Raw genomic sequence first — 22084 nt, forward strand, 5'->3', positions numbered from 1 at the left:
ACTATGGTCATAAAGGCGCAAAGCCCGGCGGGTTTCGCGGAAGAGTACATTATCGAGAGCATCTGGAATAACCGTTTCCCGCCTGGCTCGATTCTTCCCGCAGAACGCGAACTCTCTGAACTGATTGGCGTCACACGTACCACCTTACGTGAAGTGTTGCAGCGACTGGCCCGCGATGGCTGGCTGACGATCCAACACGGCAAACCGACCAAAGTGAATAACTTCTGGGAAACGTCGGGTCTGAATATTCTTGAAACGCTGGCGCGCCTCGATCACGAGAGCGTACCGCAGCTGATCGATAATCTGCTCTCCGTGCGTACCAATATCGCTACCATTTTTATCCGTACGGCGTTCCGCCAGCACCCGGACAAGGCGCTGGAAGTGCTGGCCCGGGCGACAGCGGTGGAAGATCACGCCGACGCTTTTGCCCTGCTGGATTACAACGTCTTCCGCGGCCTGGCCTTTGCCTCCGGCAACCCGATTTACGGCCTGATCCTCAACGGCATGAAAGGGCTCTACACCCGCATCGGTCGTCACTACTTTGCCAACCCGGAAGCCCGCAGCCTGGCGCTCGGTTTCTACCATAAGCTGAGCGAGCTCTGCGCTGAAGGGTTGCATGACCAGGTGTACGACACCGTGCGTCGCTACGGTCGTGACAGCGGCGAGATCTGGCACCGGATGCAGAAATCCCTCCCGGGCGACCTGGTGATCCAGGGGCGCTAAAATAAAAAACCTCTCAAGCGAGAGGTTTTTTTTCGTCCGGTATGTGGGTTTTGTAGGCCGGGTAAGCGCAGCGCCACCCGGCAAACAGGCTACAACATATTCCCCTTCACCGGGCACCGTTCCAGCAGCTCCACGCTGCCGTCTTCGTTCTGCTGCTCAAGCATAATGTCAAAGCCCCACAGGCGATGGACATGCTTCAGCACTTCCTTGCGTCCTTTATCCAGCGGCGCGCGGTTATGCGGGATATAGCGCAGCGTCAGGGAGCGATCCCCGCGCAGATCCACATTCCAGACCTGAATATTCGGCTCCAGATTGCTTAAGTTGTACTGGGCCGAGAGGCGGGAGCGGATCTCACGATACCCCTCCTCATTGTGGATCGCCGAAATCTCCAGATAGTTGTTGTGATCGTCATCCAGCACCGTGAACAGGCGGAAGTCACGCATCACTTTCGGCGACAGGAACTGGCTGATAAAGCTCTCGTCCTTGAAGTCGCGCATGGCGAAGTGCAGGGTTTCCAGCCAGTCGGATCCGGCAATATCCGGGAACCAGTATTTATCCTCTTCCGTCGGGTTCTGGCAGATACGCTTGATGTCCTGGAACATGGCAAAGCCCAGCGCATACGGGTTAATGCCGCTGTACCACGGGCTGTTGTAAGGCGGCTGGAACACTACGTTAGTGTGGCTGTGCAGGAACTCCAGCATAAAGCGTTCGGTCACTTTGCCTTCATCATACAGGTGGTTCAGGATGGTGTAGTGCCAGAAGGTCGCCCAGCCTTCGTTCATCACCTGCGTCTGTTTCTGCGGATAGAAGTACTGGCTCACCTTGCGCACGATGCGCAGGATCTCACGCTGCCACGGCTCCAGCAGCGGGGCGTTCTTCTCCATAAAGTAGAGCAGGTTCTCCTGTGGCTCAGAAGGATAGCGGCGCGCTTCCACGACCGTTTTTTCCTCTTCGCGTTTCGGCAGAGTACGCCAGAGCGTATTCACCTGGCTCTGCAGATACTCTTCCCGGCTTTTCTGCCGGGCTTTCTCCTCCTGCAGGGAGATTTTCTGCGGACGTTTGTAGCGATCCACGCCGTAGTTCATCAGCGCATGGCAGGAGTCGAGCAGCTTCTCCACCTCATCCACCCCATAGCGCTCTTCGCACTGGGTGATGTAGTTACGGGCAAAGATCAGGTAATCGACAATCGAACTGGCATCGGTCCAGCTGCGGAACAGGTAGTTATTTTTGAAAAAGGAGTTGTGTCCGTAGCAGGCGTGCGCCATCACCAGCGCCTGCATGGTGATGGTGTTCTCTTCCATCAGATAGGCAATGCAGGGGTTGGAGTTGATGACGATCTCATAGGCCAGCCCCTGCTGCCCGTGCTTGTACAGCCGTTCGGTTTCAATGAATTTTTTGCCAAACGACCAGTGGGTATAGTTAATGGGCATCCCGATGCTGGAGTAAGCGTCCATCATCTGTTCGGAGGTAATCACTTCGATTTGATGGGGATAGGCATCCAGACGGTAGAGTTTCGCCACCCGGTCAATTTCTGCCAGATAGGTGTCCAGCAGCTCAAATGTCCAGTCGGGTCCATCGCTCAGACGTGTGGTGTCCTTATTCATGGAATCAATAGTAGCCATTAGCGCGCCCTCATTGTTGGTAGCTCTCTCTGTCTGGAGAACCTCTTTTCAAGCATAGAACACGCCATTCAAAAGCGTGCTGGCACGCTATTTTTTTCTTTGCGATTTCCCGTTTTTCCCGTGGCGAAAAAGGGGTGTCTCGCAGAATAAAATGCTGGTTAAAAATGCCGCGCAGCAGGAGATGCCAAAACCGCGCTACCCGCGTCAGCAGGGGAAGGTGTGAGATATGTCACCATAAAAAAGGCCTATGTTGAATAATATTTTCGGCTGGGTTATCAATATGTAATCAGAAGATTGTTCTTTTGCTTATTAAGGGAGTGGCTATGCGTGTTGTCATACTGGGAAGTGGCGTCGTTGGCGTAACCAGCGCCTGGTACTTAAGTCAGGCCGGGCACGACGTGACCGTCATCGATCGTGAGCCGGGTCCGGCGCTGGAGACCAGCGCCGCCAATGCCGGGCAAATATCACCGGGCTATGCGGCGCCCTGGGCGGCACCGGGTGTCCCGCTTAAGGCGATTAAATGGATGTTCCAGCGCCATGCGCCGCTGGCGATCAGTCTCGACGGCACGCCGTTCCAGCTCAAGTGGATGTGGCAGATGCTGCGCAACTGCGACACCTCGCACTACATGGAAAACAAAGGGCGGATGGTGCGCCTGGCGGAGTACAGCCGCGACTGCCTGAAAGCGCTGCGCGCCTCCACCGGTATTCAGTATGAGGGCCGCCAGGGGGGCACCCTGCAGCTTTTCCGCACCGCCCAACAGTACGAAAACGCCACCCGGGATATCGCCGTTCTCGAAGATGCCGGGGTGCCGTATCAGCTGCTGGAGGCCAGCCAGCTGGCGCAGGTCGAACCGGCGCTGGCGGAAGTGGCTCACAAGCTGACCGGTGGTCTGCGCTTGCCGAATGACGAAACCGGCGACTGCCAGCTCTTCACCCAGAATCTTGCCCGGATGGCGGAGCAGGCGGGGGTAAAATTCCGCTACAACACCTCAGTCGATAAGCTCCTGTACGAAGGGGAGAATATCTACGGCGTGCTGTGCGGTGACGAGGTGGTGAAAGCCGACGCCTACGTGATGGCCTTTGGCTCCTATTCGACCGCCATGCTGAAGGGCATTGTGGATATTCCGGTCTACCCCCTTAAGGGGTACTCCCTGACAATCCCGGTGAAAGAGGACAGCGGTGCCCCGGTTTCAACTATCCTTGATGAAACATACAAAATCGCGATCACCCGTTTTGACAACCGGATCCGCGTGGGAGGGATGGCGGAAATCGTCGGCTTTAACACCGAGCTGCTGCAGCCGCGTCGGGAGACGCTGGAGATGGTCGTTGGTGACCTGTTCCCGCGGGGCGGCTTTATCGAACAGGCGACCTTCTGGACCGGGCTGCGCCCGATGACCCCGGACGGCACGCCGGTCGTGGGCCGCACGCCGTTTAAGAACCTGTGGCTTAACACCGGACACGGCACGCTGGGCTGGACGATGGCCTGCGGTTCAGGGCAGTTACTCAGTGATTTGATCTCCGGGCGCACACCCGCTATTCCGTTTGATGATTTAAGCGTCGCGCGCTACCGTCCGGGGTTCACTCCGTCACGTCCACAACATTTACACGGCGCGCATAACTAACAAGGAGTCGTCATGTCCCGTCCTGTTCTGGCTCAGCTGGATCTGCAGGCCCTGAAGGATAACCTGCAAATTGTCCGCCGCGCTGCGCCAGCTTCACGCGTCTGGGCGGTGGTCAAAGCCAATGCGTATGGCCACGGTCTGGATCGCATCTGGAGCGCCTTAAGCGCGGCAGATGGCTTTGCGATGCTCAATCTGGAAGAGGCGATCCTGCTGCGCGAGCGCGGCTGGAAAGGGCCGATCCTGATGCTCGAAGGCTTCTTCAACAGCGATGAGCTGCCGCTGTTTGATAAGTACCGCCTGACCACCAGCGTGCACAGCAACTGGCAGGTCAAGGCGCTGCAAAATGCGAAGCTGCACGCTCCGCTCGATATCTACCTGAAAGTGAACAGCGGTATGAACCGCCTCGGTTTCCAGCCGGAGCGGGTGCATAGCGTCTGGCAGCAGCTGCGGGCGGCGAAGAACGTCGGCGGGATGACGCTGATGGCCCATTTTGCCGATGCGGAAAAAACCGACGGCATCCAGGAGCCGATGATGCGCATTGAGCAGGCGGCGGAAGGGCTGGACTGCCCGCGCTCGCTCTCTAACTCGGCGGCTACTCTCTGGCATCCGGAGGCGCATTTCGACTGGGTCAGACCGGGGATCGTGCTGTACGGTGCGTCACCGTCCGGGCAGTGGCAGGATATCGCCAACAGCGGCCTGAAGCCGGTGATGACCCTGCGCAGTGAGATCATCGGCGTCCAGACCCTGAAAGCGGGGGATACGGTGGGCTACGGCAGCCGCTATCGCGCTTCGGGCGAGCAGCGGATCGGTATTGTTGCCGGTGGGTATGCGGACGGTTATCCGCGTATCGCCCCGTCGGGTACCCCGGTGTGGGTGGACGGCGTGCGCACCGGGACGGTGGGCACCGTATCGATGGATATGCTGGCGATTGACCTGACCCCCTGTCCGCAGGCCGGGATCGGTACGCCAGTTGAGCTGTGGGGCAACGAGGTGAAAGTGGACGATGTCGCCGCCGCGGCGGGGACCATCGGATACGAGTTATTAACCGCGTTAGCCCCGCGCGTACCGGTTATTACGGTGTAGGCCGGGTAAGGCGAAGCCGCCACCCGGCATGAACTCCGGAGCCAAACGCCGGGTAGCGTTAACGCCTACCCGGCTTACTCTTCGCTATCCTCCGCTACGCGGACGCCCACTTTGCGCACCGCGTTATCCTCTTTCTCCGCCACCGTCCAGATCATCCCGGCAAACTCCACCTGGTCACCGACCACCGGCGCGGCACCGAGCAGCTTCTGGACAATCTCGCCCAGGGTCTGCTGGTTATCCCGGTACTCCAGCCCTTCATCCAGGCCGTAGATCAGGGCTACGTCGGCAAACTTGGCGCTGGCCTCCAGAATAAAATCACCAAAGAAGCGCTGGTCCAGCGCTACCGGCGGCGACTGGCTGAACAGCTTGCCCAGCGCCGGGAGGTCACGCTCGCGACCAATCACGCAGAGAATATCCCCCTCGCGCAGCCGGGTGCTCCCGGTCGGGTGCAGCAGGGCGTTATCGCGGAACAGGGCGGCAATGCGCGTCTCTTCAGGCATATGCAGATCGCGCAGCGAGGCACCCACGCACCATTTGTCGGCGCTGAGCTGGTAGACAAACTGCTCCCACGGATTTTCCGGGTGAAGGTCCAGCCCCACGCGCGAGACCGGCCAGCCCACCGGGGGGATCACCACTTTGGCCTTTTTCGCCGCCCACGACAGGGACGTGCCCTGGAACAACAGCGACACCAGCACCACGAAAAACGCCACGTTAAAGAACAGCCGCGAGTTATCCAGCCCGGCCATCATCGGGAACACCGCGAGGATGATCGGCACCGCGCCGCGTAACCCCACCCAGCTGATAAACACCCGCTCGCGCAGGTTAAACCCCTTGAACGGCAGCAGGCCGGCAAACACCGACAGCGGACGGGCAAAGAAGATCATCCACAGCGACAGCAGCAGCGCCGGAACGGCAATCGGCAGCAGGTCCGACGGCGTGACCAGCAGCCCCAGCACCAGGAACATGCCGATCTGCGCCAGCCAGGCGAGGCCGTCAAAGTTTTGCAGAATGCCAAAGCGGTTGCGGATCGGGCGATTTCCCAGCAGGAAGCCGCACAGGTAAACCGCCAGAATGCCGCTGCCGTCCATCGCGGTGGTCAGGGCGAAAATCAAAATCCCGCCGCTCAGGGCCAGCAGCGGGTAGAGCCCGGCCGGCAGCGAGATACGGTTGATCATCTGTTGCAGCAGATAGCCCCCGGCGAGACCGATGATGATCCCAAGGCCGAACTGCTGAATGATGTGCCAGGCAAACATCCAACTCAGGCTGGTCTCATGCTGCTGGATCATCTCAATCAGAGTAATGGTCAGAAACACCGCCATCGGGTCGTTACTGCCGGATTCGATCTCCAGCGTCGAGCCGACACGTTCGTTCAGCCCTTTGCCGCCCAGCAGGGAGAAGACCGCCGCCGCATCGGTGGAGCCGACAATGGCACCGATCAGCAGCCCTTCCATGATGTCCAGATGGAACAGCCATGCCGCCATCATCCCGGTCAGGCCGGAGGTGATAAGCACCCCGACCGTCGCCAGCGACAGGGCCGGACCCAGCGCCACGCGAAACGAGCTGGCCTGGGTACGCATGCCGCCGTCCAGCAGGATCACCGCCAGCGCGAGGTTACTGATCATGTAGGCAAAGGGGTAGTTATCGAAGGGGATCCCCCCGACGCCATCAACCCCCGCCAGCATGCCGATGGCGAGGAAAATAACCAGAATGGGGATGCCAAGACGAGAAGAAAATGAACTCAATAAAATACTGCAGGTTACAAGAACTGAACCCAGGATAAAAAGACTGATTATTGCTGCGGCATCCAATGTGTGCGTACTCCCTGCGTGACGCGGTGACTGTTACTAAAACCCTACCATATTAACGCCCCTTGCAGCGTGCTAATCCGGCGCTTAAGGGGCTTTTTTTATGCCTGCAGCACCGGATGACCGCTCAGAGTTAAAGAGGTCTTACCTGCGGCGTGAACAAGCGAAGCCTGCGCGCCAAGGGGCAGGGTGACGGTTCTTTGCTCATGACCGAAATCGAGCCCGCTGATAATCGGCACCGCGACCCGGGATCGCAGGTAGTCGATCATGGTCGCCAGATCGTATCCGGCATCGTAATCATTGGCCGCCGATCCGCTAAAACTGCCGAGCACGATCGCCTGCTGGCGGTCGAGAATGCCTGCGTGGTGCAGCTGCAGCAGCATGCGCTCCACGCGGAACGGGTGCTCGTTGATATCCTCCAGCACCAGAATGCCGTTCTCAATAGCGGGCAGCCAGCGGGTGCCGATCAGCGACACCACCATCGCCAGATTGCCGCCCCACAGCTGGCCTGCACGTTCACAGGCCGGGCCTTCGCCCTGCCACGCCACCGAGTAGGTGCTGTTTTGCAGCGCGCGCCAGAAATGATCCAGGGTGAAGGCGTTCAGCTCGGGTGCGCCAAAGTTACCCGCCAGCATCGGGCCGCTAAAGGTGATGACGTTATGCAGCGCCAGCAGGCCGAGCTGGATGACGGTGAAATCGCTGTGGCCGCAGATCAGCAGCGGATCCTGCTGCTGGCGCTCGGCCAGTCCCTGCCAGTCGATCTGCTCCAGCAGACGGCTGGCACCGTACCCCCCGCGCACCGCGAGTACAATCTGATTAGCACCCGGCAGCCGGGCGAGGGCGTTAATATCGTTCAGGCGCTGCGCCTCGGTACCGGCAAACCGCTGCTGGCGGCGGGGTATAATCGTCTGATTTTGCACCTGATGCCCGTCGTCCAGTATACGCGCAACGCCCCGTTGGGCCGCTTCCTGGTTAGTGCAGTAACCTGATGGTGCGATGAGATGAAACTGAGACATGGCATTTCCTTGCTGACTTATAAATCTAAATGTATATATCATGCCGCCTGAGCGCATCCTTCATCAAGCGGAGGATAGGGTAACAGCGATGAATGACCATAAGGACAGATGACGTGAAATTGAGATGGTTTGCTTTTTTGATTGTGTTGCTTGCAGGATGCAGTTCAAAGCAGGATTACCAGAAACCGGAATGGAACCCGGAAGTCCCGGTGAAACGGGCGATGCAGTGGATGCCGATCAGCGAAAAAGCCGGTGCCGCCTGGGGCGTCAGTCCGCGTCTGGTGACCGCCATCATTGCGGTGGAGTCGGGTGGGAACCCGAACCTGGTCAGTAAATCGAACGCGGTGGGGCTGATGCAGCTGAAAGCCTCTACCGCCGGACGGGAAGTCTACCGGCATATGGGCTGGAGCGGACAACCGTCTACCAGCGAGCTGAAGAACCCGGAGCGCAATATCTCGATGGGTACCGCTTACCTGAGCATTCTGGAGCACGGGATCCTGCAGGGGATTGAGGATCCGGAAGTGATGCAGTATGCGCTGGTGGTCTCCTACGTTAACGGGGCAGGCGCGCTGCTGCGCACCTTCTCCTCCGATCGCAAAAAGGCGATTGCCGAGATCAACGACATGGACAAAGACGAGTTCTTTGAGCACGTCGTTAATAATCACCCGGCCCCGCAGGCACCGCGCTATATCTGGAAAGTACAGAAGGCGATGGACGCCATGTAATCCGTTGCCGGGCAGCCACGCGCTGCCCGGTCGCGATTAACGCACCTTGTTGGCGCGCTCCCGCGCTTCACGCTCCAGCGAGTAGATAATCCGCTGCAGTTCCCGCTCCGGGCCCGGCCCGACATTGAGAAAACGGAAGCTCAGACGCGGCGTGGTGATGGTTTCGTTTTTGCTGTCCACCACCTTACGCTCGCTCACCGTGACCAGCTGCGCGTCGAAGAAGAAGCGACCCCAGCCGCCCATATCCAGCTCGATTTGCGAGAAACGCATCCCCTCGACCAGCCCCTCTGGCCTGGCGCTATCCATCAGCGCGCCCATGCCGCCCAGCGACAAATCGTGGAGGCGAAAACGGAGCACGCTCTTGTCCGGCATTTTGGCTTTGCAGAAGTAGGCTGGATGCAGCGGGGCGTTGATACGGAAAAATTCCCGGCGCTGGATACACCATACCGATGCCGGCAGCGCGGTGATAAAGGCGGGCAGCCCCTGGTAAGTTCCCTGTTCCAGCTGCGGCAGGTCGAACTCTACTTTCGCCCCCTGGGTATCGGCGGCGACGGTGATGATTTCTGCGCGCAGTACCGAGCGGTTATCGTACTCCTGACTGCCCAAATCCATCACCAGCCGCTCCGGCGTTGCTTCCAGAATTTTACTGATGAACTGGTTGTTCCCCCAGCTGATACGCACGGGAACGTCCTGCTTTTGCAGATCGCGTATGACCCCTAATACAGCCAGCGGATTAGTTTTCAGGAACTGCTCACTGTAATTACTCACGCCCCAAGGCTCCTGGATAGATGACAGTCTGTGGATGCGTTATCGGCACCGGCCTGCGGAACTTAATACAAACCAGCAATTATTTTTTTGTCAGAGCCGCAATTAAGTCAGTGTACGCAAAATGGTTTTCCGGCTATTGCCTATACTTATATAACTCGCGCGGACAGGTGTTCTGCGCAAGCTTAACTCTGCAAGAGGGCATCGCTATGGGTATCATCGCCTGGATTGTATTTGGTCTGATTGCTGGTGTTATCGCCAAGTTCATCATGCCTGGACGGGATGGTGGCGGCTTTATTGTGACCTGTATCCTTGGGGTCGTAGGTGCGGTTGTCGGCGGCTGGCTGGCAACGATGTTTGGCATCGGCGGCAGTGTATCCGGATTTAACCTGCAAAGTTTTCTGGTCGCCGTGGTTGGCGCCATTCTCGTGCTTCTTGTCTACAGGATGGTACGACGCGCCTGACAGGCGTAAAAACGGCTCTTATAAAGAGCCGTTTTTTTTGGCCGGTTTCGGTACTGCCGGGTGGCGGCTACGTCTTACCCGGCCTGCGAAACGTCAAAACCTTACTGCCCGACACTCTTCTGGGTTTGTGCCGGTTCATCATTCGCCGCTGGCTGTGACGTGGACGGGGTACTGGCCGCCGGTGGCGTGGTTACCGCTGGCTGGTCACTGGTAGCCGGAGGTGTTGTTGCCGCCGGTTGATTACCGGTGGCCGCTGGGGTCGTGGTCGCCGGTTCATCGTTGGCCGCAGGCTGCTGGGCCGGTACTTTGTCGCAAGGGTTGGCCTGCGGGCAAACCAGGTCCAGCATCTTCAGCGTCACGCCGTTGGTCCAGCCAAAGCCGTCCTGCAGCGGATATTCGCCACCTCCGCCGCCCGTGCCGGTAGTGGAAACATCATATTTCTCCACCAGCTTCTGCTCGCGATCGTAGGTGTGCTGCACGTTGGTGAGGAAGCGCCAGGTGACGTCCATCGCTACTTTTTTATGACCGTAGTTCTGCAGGCCTTCGGTAGCTACCCACTGCAGCGGTGCCCAGCCGTTGGGTGCATCCCACTGCTGGCCGCTGTTGACGTTGGTGGTCGCAATCCCACCGGCTTTCAGCAGCTGCGCTTCGGCGGCAGAAGCCGTTTTATCCGCACGCTCCTGCGAGGCCGCCTGCACGTACAGCGGGAACAGCGCCGCGGCGGTCAGCTGATCGCGCACCTGTTTGGTTTTCAAATCGTAGTCCGCATACCAGCCCTGTTTGTCGTTCCACAGATAGCGCTCCATCGCTTTCTGACGGTCGGCTGCCAGGCCCTCGTAACGGCTGGCCGCCGCGCTGTCCCCGCCGTCCTGGCTGGCTTTCGCCAGCAGTTTTTCCATCTTGAACATCAGGGCGTTCAGATCCACCGGTACGATGCTGGTAGTGCGGATCGTTCCCAGCTGCTGCGGATCGTCCATCCAGCGCGAGCTAAAGTCCCAGCCGGAGGCTGCAGCGGAGCGCAGATCGCGGTAGATCTCTGTTGCCGGGCGGTTCGGGTATTTTTTCGCGGTGTTGATGTCATCCAGCCAGGATTCCGGGCGCGGCGTGTCGCGATTGTCCCAGTAGCGGTTAAGCACCGCACCATCGTCCAGCTTCACCACCCGCTGGCTGGCCTGACCCGGCTGGAGGGCATCCACCCCTTCCATCCAGTAGGCGTACTCTTTTTCCATCTGCGGACGGTATTTTTTCAGCGCCTCGCTGTCGTGGGTCGCCAGCAGTTCAACCATCAGAGAGAAGAACGGCGGCTGGGAGCGGCTCAGGTAGTAGCTGCGGTTGCCGTTAGGAATATGGCCCCAGCTGTCCAGCTCCCAGGCGAAGTTAGCCACCATATCGGCGACTTTGTCCCAGTGGCCGCTTTCAGCCAGCCCCAGCATGGTGAAGTAGCTGTCCCAGTAGTAGATCTCACGGAAACGCCCGCCCGGCACCACGTAAGGTTTTGGCAGCGGCAGCAGCGAATCCCACTTCCCGGCGGAAGAGGTGGTGCGGGTCAGCACCGGCCACAGGCCGTCGATATGCGCCCGCAGGCTCTGCCCGGCAGGCGGAACGTATTTTTCTTTTTCCGTCGGCAGGGTGAAGTTCATGTCCACAAAATGCCGCAGGTCGAAGCCGGACTGTTTGCGCTGCATGTGGTAGTCGGCAAGGATCGCCTGGGGATCGTTTTTCGGTACCGCATCGGCAAAGGTTTTCTGGTCAGGGAAAAGTTTGGCGCTTTGCACATCGTTAAACAGCGGGCCGAACAGAATATCCGGGGGCTGTTTCTGGCTGCTGGACGTGTCGTCCGCATAGCTGAAGGCGGTGATCCCAAGCAGGATGCCGCCAATCGCCAGCCGCAGTGTAGGGTGGCGTTGAGGTCTCATCATGGTTGTTCTCCTAAGTTCGCTGGGCAGCGTGGCCGCTGTCATCAATCACCTGAAAACCTTAGACGAATCTTAGCCACTTAGCGTGTCGGATAGCGCATTTTGCGCATAACCAGACAATTTACCGTTGCGAACGAACCACAGCGAAGCCGCTGTTTTTTCTGATATATGCCGGATCAATCCCGGCATCTGCACTACCTTCATAACCAGGCTAAGTGAAAGGGAGTGCCAATGAAATCCTTACCGTTGATCGTTCCAGCTATCCTGCTTCTTGTCGGCTGCGGGGCAAACAACACCCCGCCGCAGACACCTCTCCCCGGTGAAAGCACCTCCGCCAAAATGCGCACCCTGGAGACGGGTGCCCAGGTGATTCAGTCCCGTCCGCCGGTGGAGGCCATCAGCGCCTATCTCGACGGCTTTCATTTCTACAGCGGGGATAAAAACGGGCAGATGGAGGCCCACCACTACGTGACGGTGCTCAATGAAGAGGTCATGCAGGCGGTCATTTATGACGGCAATACGAAGGATGCCCGGCTGATGGGCGTCGAGTACATCATCAGCGAGCGCCTGTTTAACACCCTGCCACCGGAGGAGAAAAAGCTCTGGCACAGCCACCAGTACGAAGTGAAATCGGGCAGCCTGGTCGCGCCCGGCCTGCCAGCGGTGGCGGACAAGGCGCTGATGAGCAAAATCGTCAACACCTACGGCAAGACCTGGCACACCTGGCATACGGATCGCGACAAAACCCTGCCGCTCGGCATCCCGGCCCTGATGATGGGCTTTACCGGGGAAGGGCAGCTCGATCCCGCGCTGCTGGCAGATCGCGATCGCCGTCTGGGGATCGATACTCAGGAGATAAAACGCCAGCGCGCGGATATTGTTGCCCACCCGGTAGCGAAGGGTGCCAATGCCTGGCAGCAGGGCGAGGTGATTCAGCTCCGGCGCGGGCAGGGCAGCGGTGAACACGGTCACGGCGACACCGCCCATTTTGGCACCTCCGAGCAGAGCCAGCAGAAGTAATCACGTTGATGAGGAGGCGAGATGAAGATCCATCACCTTAACTGCGGGTGCATGTGCCCGCTGGGCGGCGCATTTTACGACGGTTTCAGTAAGGGGCTGCATGCGCACCTGGTCTGCCACTGCCTGCTGATTGAAACCGAGCGCGATGGACTGGTGCTGGTGGATACCGGCTTCGGGCAAGGGGACGTGCGCGAGCCCTCCCGGCTGTCAGGCTTTTTCCGGGTGTTGAATAACATTCAGCGCCGGGAGTCGCTGACGGCGCGCGCGCAGGTTGAGGCGCTGGGCTTCAGCGTGGCGGACGTCCGCCATATCATTCTGACGCACCTGGATTTCGACCACGCGGGCGGGCTGACCGACTTCCCTCACGCGCGCATCCATTTAATGCAGCAGGAGATCGACACGGCGCAGCAGCGCCACAGCTGGCTGCAGCGGGAGTGCTATCGCCCCGGGCAGTGGAGCGCCACCTCCGGCTGGGAGGGGTATCAGGTGCAGGGCGAGCGCTGGTTTGGCTTCGACGCGGTGACGGCCCTGAACGGACTGCCGCCGGAGATCCTGCTGGTGCCGCTGGCCGGACACACGCCGGGTCACGCCGGGATTGCCATCCAGCAGCCGCAGGGCTGGCTGCTCCACGGTGGCGACGCCTGGTTTTACCGGGATGAGATGCGTCAGCCGCAGCGCCACTGCACCCCCGGTCTGCGCTTTTATCAGTGGATGATGGCGATGGACAACGATGCCCGGCGTCGCAACCAGCAGCGGCTGCGCGAGCTCTCCTGTTCGCACGCCAACGACATCACTTTTTTCTGTAGCCACGATGCGCGGGAACTGGAAAGCCTGGCGACGGTGCCAAAACCGTCCTGATTACCGGAACTTAGGCGTGGCCTGCTTTTCAAGGGAGACGCTTAAAAATTATACTGGATATTTGAACAGGTATTTGTATACTATTAGAGCAAATTACCCGAGTAATGTATGAGTGAGGGGTGAAACCTATGGTAATTCCTGTTCAAACTTTCCAGTCCAACAACCCGCTTGCCACTATCAGCAGCCGCGAAATCGCGCAGATGACCGGTATTGCCCATACCGAGGTGAAGCGCATGGTGAAAAGCCTGGAAACAGCGCAGCGTCTTTCGCAGCCGGTAACGGCCAGTCTGTACGAGCGCGAAGGTGAAACGCGGCAGGAGTTTTTGCTCAACAAACGAGACTCCCTGCTGACGGTTTCACGCATCTCCCCGGGCTTCACGGCTGCCATGCTGGATCGCTGGCAGGAGCGTGAAAGAAACGCCAATCTCCCGGATTTCACCAACCCGGCAGCGGCGGCCCGCGCCTGGGCCGAGCAGTATGAAAAATGCCACCGGGCGGAGGAGCAGCTTGCGCTCTGGGCCCCAAAGGCGGTCTTTTTTGACCAGTTCGTCAGAGTGAAAGAGGCGATGGGTTTCCGTCAGCTCTGTAAAATGCTCAAGGCCAAAGAGCCGCAGTTCCGCGAGTTCCTGCTGGAGCGCAATATCATGCAGCGCGTCGGCGGCAATCTGGTGCCACCGCAGCACCATATCGACGCGGGCTACTTTACGCTGCACAGCGGCGTGGGCGAAAACCAGCACACCTGGTCTCAGGCGCGCTTTACCGCCCGCGGTGTGAAATGGGTGGCCGATCTCTGGTCAAAACACCTCTCCACGCTCACCATCGAGCTGCCGCGTGAGGAGCGCAGCGAGGGAACCCCCTCGCAGCAGAGCTGGCTTTAACCGCGCATCAGTCCGGTCAGATCTCCTGTGGGATCTGACCGGCTTCGCGTAACGCCCCCGGCGACTGGCCGACAATCCGCTTAAACGCCCGGCTGAACGCCGCCAGCGAGCCGTAGCCAAGGCGCAGCGCCACGCTCTCAATCGCCTGATTCTCTTGACTGATATACTGGATCGCCAGCCGCATCCGCAGCTCGGTCAGGTATTTTGCCGGCGTCGTGCCGGTGGCCGACAGAAACCGCTCGGCAAACACCGACCGCGAGGTGCCGGCCTCTTTTGCCAGCTCCGCCACGCTCCAGTTCACCCCCGGCTGCTGGTGCATGGAGTAGATCGCCCGGCTGAGGCGCGGGTCGCGCAGGACCTGGATCCAGCCGGTGGCTTTTCCGCACCCGGCTTCCACCCAGCCGCGCACAATCAGGGCTGCCACCACGTCCGCCAGCCGGGCGAGGATCCCGGCAAAGCCTACCTGACGGGTCATGGACTCGCGCTCCATCGCCTCCAGCAGAGGGTGGATCTCCGGCCAGGTGCTCATCAGGCGGCTGACCATCATCACCTCCGGCATCGCCTTGATCAGCGGCTGCATCCCGCCGAGATCGAAATCCATACACCCACTGAATATCACCACGTTGTCGCTGTCCGGGCAGGCGTCGCAGTGGATATCGCTGACGCTGCCGCAGATGGGCTCGCTGGGAAAGGCGGAGACCGGCGCTACCGTCGCGTCATCCCCGGAGAGCAGGGCGTGGGCATCGCCGTTGGGGATAAACACCGCATCGCCGCTGTTCAGCGCGAACCGCGCCCCGCTGTGCATCCGCAATACCGCCGGACCGCGACTGATAAAGTGGAACTGGGCTTTTCCCGCCGCCGCGCTGAAGGCCACGCCAAAGGGCGCGCTGGCCTCAATCCGGCGGTACTTCACCCCTGACAGGCGCATTCCGCGCAGCAATTCACTGATCAAATCAGGCGACTGGAGCGTCATTTCTCTATTCCCGGACGAATAATCAATAAGTGGAGATTATATGTCATAGATCGTCCGCGGTGAACTGCCTATGCTTTGCGACATACGTCACATTTTCCTAACGGGAGTATTACAAATGCATTCATCCATCGCCGCAAACGAGGCCAGCGCCCCGGCCAGACCCGCCTGGCGCGCGGTCTGGTCGCTGGGGCTGGGGGTATTCGGCCTGATCGTTGCCGAGTTTCTGCCAGCCAGCCTGCTGACCCCCATGGCCGCCAGTCTCGGCGTCACCGAGGGGGTTGCCGGGCAGTCGGTGACTGCCACCGCGCTGGTGGCGCTGGTCACCGGCCTGCTGATCACCTCCGCCACCAAAAGCATCGACCGCCGCTGGGTGCTGATGTTCTTCTCGGTGCTGCAAATTGTCTCCAGCCTGCTGGTCGCCTTCGCCCCCTCGCTGCATGTCCTGCTGATGGGACGCCTGCTGCTCGGCGTGGCGATTGGGGGCTTCTGGGCGATGTCCACCGCCACCGCCATGCGCCTGGTTCCCGCCAGCGACGTGCCTAAGGCACTGGCGATTATCTTCTCCGGGGTGTCGATTGCCACCGTGGTGGCAGCCCCGCTGGGCAGCTATCTCGGCAGCCTGATCGGCTGGCGCAACGTCTTTATTCTGTGCGTCGTGCCCAGCACGCTGGCCCTGCTGTGGCAGCTTTGGGTACTCCCGTCGATGCGCCCGGAGAACAGCGGCAGCCTCAGCACTCTGTGGCGCGTCCTGCGTCGCCCGGGAATGGTGGGTGGCCTGCTGGCGACCATTCTGATCTTCAGCGGCCATTTCGCCTTCTTTACCTATCTGCGTCCCTTCCTTGAGACGGTGGGGCAGGCGAGCGTTGAAACCATCTCGCTGATCCTGCTGGGCTTTGGCGTGGCGAACTTCGTCGGGACCTCTATCGCCGGGCATCTGCTGGCGCGCAACCTGCGTCTGACCCTGGCGCTGGTGCCCTTTGCGATGGGGATCCTGGCCCTGCTGATGGTGGCCTTTGGGCATCTGGCGCTGGTCGACGCTCTGCTGGTGAGCCTGTGGGGCTTTGCCTTCGGTCTGGTGCCGGTAGGCTGGTCAACCTGGCTGGCGACCACCGTCACCGATGAGGCCGAAAGCGCGGGTGGCCTGATGGTTGCGGCGATCCAGTTGGCGATCGGTGCCGGTGCGGCAGGGGGCGGGGCGGTGTTCGATCTCAACGGGGCGAGCGGCGTATTCACCGCCAGCGGCGTGCTGCTGGTGGCGGCGATGGTGATGGTCTTTGCCGGGGTACGGGTGAAACCGGTAGCCGCTGAGTAAATTAGTCTGCCCGACGGCGCTAACGCTTGCCGGGCCTACGATTTTTGTTATTCGTAGGCCGGGTAAGGCGAAGCCGCCACCCGGCAATGTTGCTACTGCTGCGCTGCTTTTTGCATCGGAATCAACGAAATCACCACCGCGCCCAGCACCAGGAACCCGGCGACCATAAAGATCCCGGCGTTGAAGTTGCCGGTGATATCTTTCATCAGCCCCATCAGCAGCGGCCCCAGCGCGGCACCGGTCATGCCGGTGGCGTTGATCACCGCAATCCCCAGAGCACGCGCCCGGAGCGAAATCGCGCGGTCCGGCGTTGTCCAGAAGATCACCATCGCCGCAAAGGCACCCGACGAAGCCATCACGATCCCGGTGAACTGCAGCATCGGATCCTGGCTGGTGGCCGTCAGGATCCAGCCTGCGGCGGCAAACAGGTACGGCAGCAGGGTGTGGACTTTGCGCTCGTTGCGCTTGTCGGAACGCTTACTCCACCAGACCATCGCCACAATGGTACAGACCTGCGGGATGGCGCTGAGGATCCCGATGGTGACGTTGCTGCTCTCCTCGCTGATGCTGCGCAGGATCAGCGGCGTCCAGACGCTCAGGGCGCTCAGGGTGTTGGTCAGGCAGAAGTAGGCGAGGGTGTAGAGCATGATGGTTGGGGTGAACAGCTCCCGCATCAGGCTGCCCTGCTTCGGTGCCAGCGCCGCGGCCTGCTCCCGCTCCCGGGTGCTGATAGCGTTCAGGCGATCCGCCTCCAGCATCTCCTTCAGGCAGGCTTTGTCGTCCTGGGTCAGCCAGCGGGCTTTATCCGGGCTGTCGTCCAGCCAGAACCAGACCACGAAGCCCAGGATCACCGACGGGAAACCCTCCAGCAGGAACAGCCACTGCCAGCCCTTCAGGTTCATCACCCCATCAAGGTTCAGAATATACCCCGACGCCAGCGAGCCCAGCGCCATCGTCACCGGCATGGCGATCATAAACAGGGCGTTGGCGCGGGCGCGGTAGTGCGCCGGGAACCAGAAGGTTAAATAGAGCAGCAGGCCCGGCAGGAAGCCCGCCTCGGCGATCCCCACCAGCATACGCAGCACATACAGACTACCAGGGCCGGTGGCGAACATGGTGGCGGTGGAGGCAATCCCCCAGATCACCATCAGAATGGCGATCCAGCGCCGCGCCCCGACCATGCTCAGCATCATGTTGCTGGGGATCCCGCAGATAACATACATCACGTAAAACAGGGTGGTCGCCAGGCCAAACATGGTGCTGGTGAGGCCCAGATCTTTGCCCATCGTCAGCCCGGCAAAGCCGATATTGATACGATCCAGGTACGAGAAGACGAACAGGATGAACAAAAAAGTGATCAGCCTGCGAAATAACTTTTTGATCACCCGCTGTTGCCGCGGGTCGAGCGTGGCGTCAGCAGGCGAAGGTGGAGCCAGCACGTCGGTGCGTGTCTGTTCCAGCGATGGACTCTCGTTCATGAAAAGCTCCACATTGCGGTTATCGGTATTGTTGTATCGTGCAACCTGAACACGTGCGCTAACGTATAGGAAATCGCACATATAAACGTCAATGTTATGTTTGAAAAATGATACGCAATTGTTAATCACGTAGCGTTTTCGAATCATATTGCGATATCGATCGGCTTTCGTGGCGCAGAGGTAATAAGAGAAGACATCGTGGGAAGTGAAGAGGCTATAGCGGGGGGAGAATAGCGGGTATAATTGCCGCCATTGCTTCACTTTCGGAACCTCATTTCATGAGTCAAACCACTACATCGTCAGACAGCGGCTCCTCTTTTCATCGCGAAGAGTTCCCGTTCTACTGGATCGTTAATGTCTATGCGCGTTACACGCAAGTGATGGAAATCACACTGAAAAAGGTGCAGCTCGATGTATCCCGCTTTCGGGTGCTGATGATTACCGAGCAGTACGGTAAGGCCAGCATCTCGCAGATCTCCGAATATGCGATGACCAAGATGCCAACCGTGACCAAAATTGTCGGTCGCCTGCGGGATGACGGCCTGGTAACCACCGCCAGCAGCGTCCAGGACGCCAGAGTCACCCAGGTGATGCTCACCGAGGCCGGACGTGAAAAAGTGGCCGAGGCGCACCGCCTTACCAGCAAGGTTTTTGAGAAGGGTTTTAAGGGCATGACCGCCGCCCAGATGGAAAAAATGAACCTCTCCCTGGCGAAAGTGCTGGATAATCTCAACGAGCTTTGAGACCAGCGTCGGGAGAATTGCGGTTTTGTGACAGCCTTAAAAATTCCAGATAAAACATTTTAAAACAACAACTTACCAATCAGCCGCCCTGAACCCCAGCGCGGCTTTTTTTTCATTTCCGTACCCTGTTTATTGTTATTTATCATCATCATAACCCTCCCTTCCGCAAGTGTTACAAAAATGTTTCCATGTTATTTTTACGTAAAATTAACGTGAAAAATTACTTGAATATTCATCTAAATCTTCCATGATTGACCTGAGTTCACGTGGGTCGAATCGCAGCGAAGACTGCTCCGCCCGAATATGATTCGTTTTTTCTGGTTAAGGTGCGAATTATGCAACCTGTTACTGAGAGCAATGGTTACGTAGAACGGTTTACCCTCGGCGAGGGCGACCTCCGCTTCGCGGTAAAAGATACCCTCGACATCGCAGGCTACCCGACCCGTGCCGGCTGTCCGGCGCTGGCCGCCAACCCGGCGGCGGAACAGCATGCCGACGTGGTGGCGACCCTGCTCGGACAGGGCTGCATTCTGACCGGAAAGACCACCCTGCACGAACTGGCGTTTGGCGTTACCGGGATCAACCCCTGGAGCGGCACGCCGGTTAACCCCCGATTTCCTGAGCTGATCCCCGGCGGCTCCTCCAGCGGCTCGGCCGCGGTGGTGGCCTCCGGTGAGGTGGATTTCGCCCTCGGCACCGACACCGGCGGCTCGGTGCGAATGCCCGCCGCCTGCTGCGGCATTCCCGGCCTGAAACCAACCTACGGCACGCTGAGCCGGGCAGGGGTGATGCCCGCCCACAGCTCGCTGGACTGCGTGGGCATCTTCGCCCGCAGCCCCGGCGTTCTGCGCCAGGTGCTGACCCGTCTGGCTATTCCGGTCGACGCGCCGCTGACCGCGCTGCCTGCCGTCGGCTTTGTCACGACCGCCACCGTCGAAATAGACTCCCTGCTGCTGAGTGCCCTGGCACAGCTCGACCTCTGCCCGCAGCAGACGGATCTGCCCCTGCTGGGGGACGCCCACCGCGCCGGGCTGACCATTATCAGCCATGAGAACTGGCAGGCCTTTAACCCGTTATTACGCGATGGCCGGGTCTCTGACGACGTGGCAACCCGCATTCGGGCAGGGGCCGATATCGGGGCTGACGCCCTGAATCGCGCAGAAGATATCCGCCGTCAGTTTACCGCTCAGGTCGATGCCCAACTGGCGAAAACCCCGCTGCTGGCGCTGGCAACCCTGCCGGAACTGCCCCCGACCCTGGAAGAGGCGCAGGATCCGCTTACTGTGGTCAACCTGACCCGGCTGGTACGCCCGTTCAATCTCAGCGGCCATCCGGCGCTGACCCTGCCGATGGGTGAGCTTCGCGGTCGCCCGGTGGCGCTGCAACTCGTCGCCGCCAAAGGCCAGGAGGGGCTGCTGGTGCAGGTCGCCGAATGGCTGGCTGAACGACGACGCCGCTGACCATCCCGCTTTAGCGAATACCGTTTCAACACTAACTCAGTGAGTACCACTCATTGCGGCAGCGCTCGTCTTGCTGCGGGCCGCACACTCTTTTCGGGAGAAAGCTATGTCAGCCGTTCATGTTCGTGAGGAGCTCGTTCCACTGCTGAATGAGGTTGCGGCCCGCAGCGCCGATTTTGAGCAACAGCGTCATATCTCTGACGACATCATCGCCCGGTTTAAGCAGGTCGGCGTCTACCGCGCGCTGGTCCCCAAAATCTACGGCGGGGAGGAGTGCTCCCCGGCGCAGTTCTGCGAGCTGATCGAGCAGATCGCCACCGCCGACGGCTCCGCGGGCTGGGTCGCCAGCTTCGGCATGAGCCCGTTTTATCTCGGCGCGCTGCCGCCTGACACCCTGAAAGAGCTCTACCGTGACGGCCCGGACGTGGTTTTTGCGGGGGGCATCTTCCCGCCGCAGAAGGCGGTGCTGGCCGACGGCGGCTACCGCGTCAGCGGACGCTGGGGCTTTGCCAGCGGCAGCATGGGGGCGTCGGTGTTTGGCGTTGGCATCCTGCCGGAGAGCGGCGAGCCGTTGCCGCGGATGGCGGTCCTGCCGCGCGAGAGCGTGCAGATCGACCCGGTATGGAACACCGTCGGCCTGGCCGGAACCGGCAGTCACGACCTGGTGGTCAACGACGCCTTTGTCCCCCGGGAGTGGACCTTTGTCCGCGGCGGCGCGTTAAACCTCGAGGGGGCGCTCTATCGCTACCCGGTACTGTCTCTCGCCACCCAGGTGCTGTCGGTGGTGGCGCTCGGCGTCGCCCGCGCCGCCCTGAATGAAATTTATGCCATCGCCCATCGTCAGCAGTCGGTGACCGGTGCTCCGCGACTGGCCGACCGGCCGCAGGCGCAGATGCAGATTGCCCGCTGCGAAGCGGATCTGCGCTCCGCCCGGGCCTGGTTCTACGATGCCATCGACGATGTCTGGCAGAGCATCCTCGCCGGGGATGAACCCGCCAGCCAGCAGATCAACGCCCTGCGGCTCTCCTCCACCCACGTCACCCGCGTGGCTGCCGAGGTCACCCGTCAGGCGCTGGCGCTGAACGGCATGGGCGGCATCACCATGAAGAGCCCGCTGCAACGCTACGTGCGCGACACCATGGTGATCACCCAGCACGCCTTTATGGGCGACCTCTCTTATTTCAACGCCGGTACGGTCTATTTCGGTGGCCAGCCTCTGCCGGGTTATTTGTAATTTTGACGAAAGGAGCAACAGATGAGCCAGACAACAACCTTACGCGTGCTGTTTTGCATCGGCGTGAACCAGAACTTCTTTGATGCCACCCCGGCGGAAGCCAAACAGGTATGGGGCGCGTTCGGCGTGATGATGAAAGGCATCGACGAAACCCAGGGCATCCGCGTCATCGGCAACATGGATGACGACCGTCTGATGGTCGGCCCGTCCACCACCTCCCCGTGGACCACCTACGTGCTGGCGGATGCCGACAGCCTCGACAGCGTGGTGGCCGCCTGCAACCTGTTCCGCACCACCCCGGTGGGCGACGGCGAGAGCAAGCTGTGGAAGTACTGCAAGATCGAAGCCCGCGTCGGGCGTGAACTGATCATTCAGTAGCGGAGCCCA

General features: G+C 60.0%; 20 protein-coding genes. 13 read left to right on the plus strand and 7 right to left on the minus strand.

The features are described 5' to 3' along the window. Positions 1–3 precede the first annotated feature (3 nt). Positions 4–723 carry a fatty acid metabolism transcriptional regulator FadR gene (fadR, locus tag WFO70_RS03360; RefSeq protein ID WP_337014653.1) on the plus strand — a complete coding sequence of 240 codons (720 nt, stop codon included), beginning with the start codon at positions 4–6 and terminating at the stop codon, positions 721–723. An 89-nt stretch (positions 724–812) separates the two neighbouring features. Here fadR and WFO70_RS03365 read toward each other — a convergent pair whose 3' ends face one another. Beyond that, positions 813–2345, minus strand: coding sequence for a SpoVR family protein (locus WFO70_RS03365; protein ID WP_337014654.1), 1533 nt, complete (start codon positions 2343–2345; stop codon positions 813–815). Between the two features lie 323 nt (positions 2346–2668). On the opposite strand from WFO70_RS03365, the gene WFO70_RS03370 reads away from it, so the two are divergent. Together WFO70_RS03370 and dadX are read left to right on the plus strand one after the other, a co-directional pair. Next, a complete protein-coding gene (locus WFO70_RS03370; protein WP_337014655.1) occupies positions 2669–3967 on the plus strand; it encodes a D-amino acid dehydrogenase in 1299 nt (432 codons plus the stop codon). Positions 3968–3979: 12 nt separating this feature from the next. After that, complete coding sequence (dadX, locus tag WFO70_RS03375) at positions 3980–5050, plus strand: catabolic alanine racemase DadX (RefSeq protein ID WP_337014656.1); 1071 nt, start codon at positions 3980–3982, stop codon at positions 5048–5050. Between the two features lie 74 nt (positions 5051–5124). Here the strand turns inward: dadX and WFO70_RS03380 are convergent, their stop codons facing one another. Continuing rightward, positions 5125–6858: a potassium/proton antiporter gene (locus WFO70_RS03380; protein ID WP_337014657.1), complete on the minus strand. Its 1734-nt coding sequence runs from the start codon at positions 6856–6858 to the stop codon at positions 5125–5127. Positions 6859–6956: 98 nt separating this feature from the next. Further along, a complete protein-coding gene (ldcA, locus tag WFO70_RS03385) occupies positions 6957–7871 on the minus strand; it encodes a muramoyltetrapeptide carboxypeptidase (RefSeq protein WP_337014658.1) in 915 nt (304 codons plus the stop codon). Between the two features lie 113 nt (positions 7872–7984). Between ldcA and emtA the strand changes: the two genes are divergently transcribed. Further along, positions 7985–8596 (plus strand): membrane-bound lytic murein transglycosylase EmtA, encoded by a 612-nt coding sequence (gene emtA, locus WFO70_RS03390; RefSeq protein WP_337014659.1) that lies wholly within the window; start codon positions 7985–7987, stop codon positions 8594–8596. A 36-nt stretch (positions 8597–8632) separates the two neighbouring features. Here the strand turns inward: emtA and ycgR are convergent, their stop codons facing one another. After that, a complete protein-coding gene (gene ycgR, locus WFO70_RS03395; RefSeq protein WP_337014660.1) occupies positions 8633–9364 on the minus strand; it encodes a flagellar brake protein YcgR in 732 nt (243 codons plus the stop codon). 206 nt (positions 9365–9570) lie between these two features. Between ycgR and WFO70_RS03400 the strand changes: the two genes are divergently transcribed. Continuing rightward, positions 9571–9825, plus strand: coding sequence for a GlsB/YeaQ/YmgE family stress response membrane protein (locus tag WFO70_RS03400; protein WP_337014661.1), 255 nt, complete (start codon positions 9571–9573; stop codon positions 9823–9825). Positions 9826–9926: 101 nt separating this feature from the next. On the opposite strand, the gene treA is transcribed toward WFO70_RS03400, so the two are convergent. Further along, on the minus strand, positions 9927–11744 hold the full coding sequence (gene treA / locus WFO70_RS03405) for an alpha,alpha-trehalase (protein ID WP_337014662.1): 1818 nt from the start codon (positions 11742–11744) through the stop codon (positions 9927–9929). 228 nt (positions 11745–11972) lie between these two features. Here treA and WFO70_RS03410 point away from each other — a divergent pair, with 228 nt between their 5' ends. From WFO70_RS03410 to WFO70_RS03420, 3 genes are all read left to right on the plus strand, one after another. After that, a complete protein-coding gene (locus WFO70_RS03410) occupies positions 11973–12761 on the plus strand; it encodes an OBAP family protein (protein ID WP_337014663.1) in 789 nt (262 codons plus the stop codon). A gap of 21 nt (positions 12762–12782) precedes the next feature. Next, a complete protein-coding gene (locus tag WFO70_RS03415) occupies positions 12783–13619 on the plus strand; it encodes an MBL fold metallo-hydrolase (RefSeq protein WP_337014664.1) in 837 nt (278 codons plus the stop codon). 128 nt (positions 13620–13747) lie between these two features. Beyond that, positions 13748–14497 carry a phage antirepressor KilAC domain-containing protein gene (locus tag WFO70_RS03420; protein WP_337014665.1) on the plus strand — a complete coding sequence of 250 codons (750 nt, stop codon included), beginning with the start codon at positions 13748–13750 and terminating at the stop codon, positions 14495–14497. Between the two features lie 16 nt (positions 14498–14513). On the opposite strand, the gene WFO70_RS03425 is transcribed toward WFO70_RS03420, so the two are convergent. Continuing rightward, positions 14514–15470, minus strand: a complete 957-nt coding sequence (locus WFO70_RS03425) for an AraC family transcriptional regulator (RefSeq protein ID WP_337014666.1) — start codon at positions 15468–15470, stop codon at positions 14514–14516. Between the two features lie 115 nt (positions 15471–15585). Here WFO70_RS03425 and WFO70_RS03430 point away from each other — a divergent pair, with 115 nt between their 5' ends. Beyond that, on the plus strand, positions 15586–16782 hold the full coding sequence (locus WFO70_RS03430) for an MFS transporter (RefSeq protein ID WP_337014667.1): 1197 nt from the start codon (positions 15586–15588) through the stop codon (positions 16780–16782). Positions 16783–16874: 92 nt separating this feature from the next. Here WFO70_RS03430 and hpaX read toward each other — a convergent pair whose 3' ends face one another. Then, a complete protein-coding gene (gene hpaX / locus WFO70_RS03435) occupies positions 16875–18260 on the minus strand; it encodes a 4-hydroxyphenylacetate permease (protein WP_337014668.1) in 1386 nt (461 codons plus the stop codon). A 278-nt stretch (positions 18261–18538) separates the two neighbouring features. Between hpaX and WFO70_RS03440 the strand changes: the two genes are divergently transcribed. The 4 genes from WFO70_RS03440 (at position 18539) to WFO70_RS03455 (ending at position 22075) form a co-directional block, all read left to right on the plus strand. Further along, positions 18539–19003 carry a MarR family winged helix-turn-helix transcriptional regulator gene (locus WFO70_RS03440; RefSeq protein ID WP_337014669.1) on the plus strand — a complete coding sequence of 155 codons (465 nt, stop codon included), beginning with the start codon at positions 18539–18541 and terminating at the stop codon, positions 19001–19003. Positions 19004–19338: 335 nt separating this feature from the next. Further along, entirely contained in the window at positions 19339–20463 is a 1125-nt protein-coding gene (locus WFO70_RS03445) for an amidase (RefSeq protein ID WP_337014670.1), read from the plus strand. A gap of 106 nt (positions 20464–20569) precedes the next feature. Beyond that, positions 20570–21697, plus strand: coding sequence for an acyl-CoA dehydrogenase family protein (locus tag WFO70_RS03450; protein WP_337014671.1), 1128 nt, complete (start codon positions 20570–20572; stop codon positions 21695–21697). 21 nt (positions 21698–21718) lie between these two features. Then, on the plus strand, positions 21719–22075 hold the full coding sequence (locus WFO70_RS03455; RefSeq protein WP_336997108.1) for an IacB protein: 357 nt from the start codon (positions 21719–21721) through the stop codon (positions 22073–22075). The last annotated feature ends 9 nt before the right edge of the window (positions 22076–22084 follow it).

Source organism: Leclercia sp. AS011 (assembly GCF_037152535.1).
GTDB lineage: Bacteria > Pseudomonadota > Gammaproteobacteria > Enterobacterales > Enterobacteriaceae > Enterobacter.

Excerpts from the sequence above, each read along its gene's own strand:
- treA (WP_337014662.1), bottom strand. The coding sequence starts at position 11,744 with ATGATGAGACCTCAACGCCACCCTACACTGCGGCTGGCGATTGGCGGC.
- ldcA (WP_337014658.1), bottom strand. The coding sequence starts at position 7,871 with ATGTCTCAGTTTCATCTCATCGCACCATCAGGTTACTGCACTAACCAG.
- WFO70_RS03365 (WP_337014654.1), bottom strand. The coding sequence starts at position 2,345 with ATGGCTACTATTGATTCCATGAATAAGGACACCACACGTCTGAGCGAT.
- WFO70_RS03455 (WP_336997108.1), top strand. The coding sequence starts at position 21,719 with ATGAGCCAGACAACAACCTTACGCGTGCTGTTTTGCATCGGCGTGAAC.
- dadX (WP_337014656.1), top strand. The coding sequence starts at position 3,980 with ATGTCCCGTCCTGTTCTGGCTCAGCTGGATCTGCAGGCCCTGAAGGAT.
- WFO70_RS03430 (WP_337014667.1), top strand. The coding sequence starts at position 15,586 with ATGCATTCATCCATCGCCGCAAACGAGGCCAGCGCCCCGGCCAGACCC.
- WFO70_RS03425 (WP_337014666.1), bottom strand. The coding sequence starts at position 15,470 with ATGACGCTCCAGTCGCCTGATTTGATCAGTGAATTGCTGCGCGGAATG.
- WFO70_RS03415 (WP_337014664.1), top strand. The coding sequence starts at position 12,783 with ATGAAGATCCATCACCTTAACTGCGGGTGCATGTGCCCGCTGGGCGGC.
- WFO70_RS03420 (WP_337014665.1), top strand. The coding sequence starts at position 13,748 with ATGGTAATTCCTGTTCAAACTTTCCAGTCCAACAACCCGCTTGCCACT.
- WFO70_RS03370 (WP_337014655.1), top strand. The coding sequence starts at position 2,669 with ATGCGTGTTGTCATACTGGGAAGTGGCGTCGTTGGCGTAACCAGCGCC.
- WFO70_RS03440 (WP_337014669.1), top strand. The coding sequence starts at position 18,539 with ATGAGTCAAACCACTACATCGTCAGACAGCGGCTCCTCTTTTCATCGC.
- fadR (WP_337014653.1), top strand. The coding sequence starts at position 4 with ATGGTCATAAAGGCGCAAAGCCCGGCGGGTTTCGCGGAAGAGTACATT.
- WFO70_RS03410 (WP_337014663.1), top strand. The coding sequence starts at position 11,973 with ATGAAATCCTTACCGTTGATCGTTCCAGCTATCCTGCTTCTTGTCGGC.
- WFO70_RS03450 (WP_337014671.1), top strand. The coding sequence starts at position 20,570 with ATGTCAGCCGTTCATGTTCGTGAGGAGCTCGTTCCACTGCTGAATGAG.
- WFO70_RS03400 (WP_337014661.1), top strand. The coding sequence starts at position 9,571 with ATGGGTATCATCGCCTGGATTGTATTTGGTCTGATTGCTGGTGTTATC.
- hpaX (WP_337014668.1), bottom strand. The coding sequence starts at position 18,260 with ATGAACGAGAGTCCATCGCTGGAACAGACACGCACCGACGTGCTGGCT.
- WFO70_RS03445 (WP_337014670.1), top strand. The coding sequence starts at position 19,339 with ATGCAACCTGTTACTGAGAGCAATGGTTACGTAGAACGGTTTACCCTC.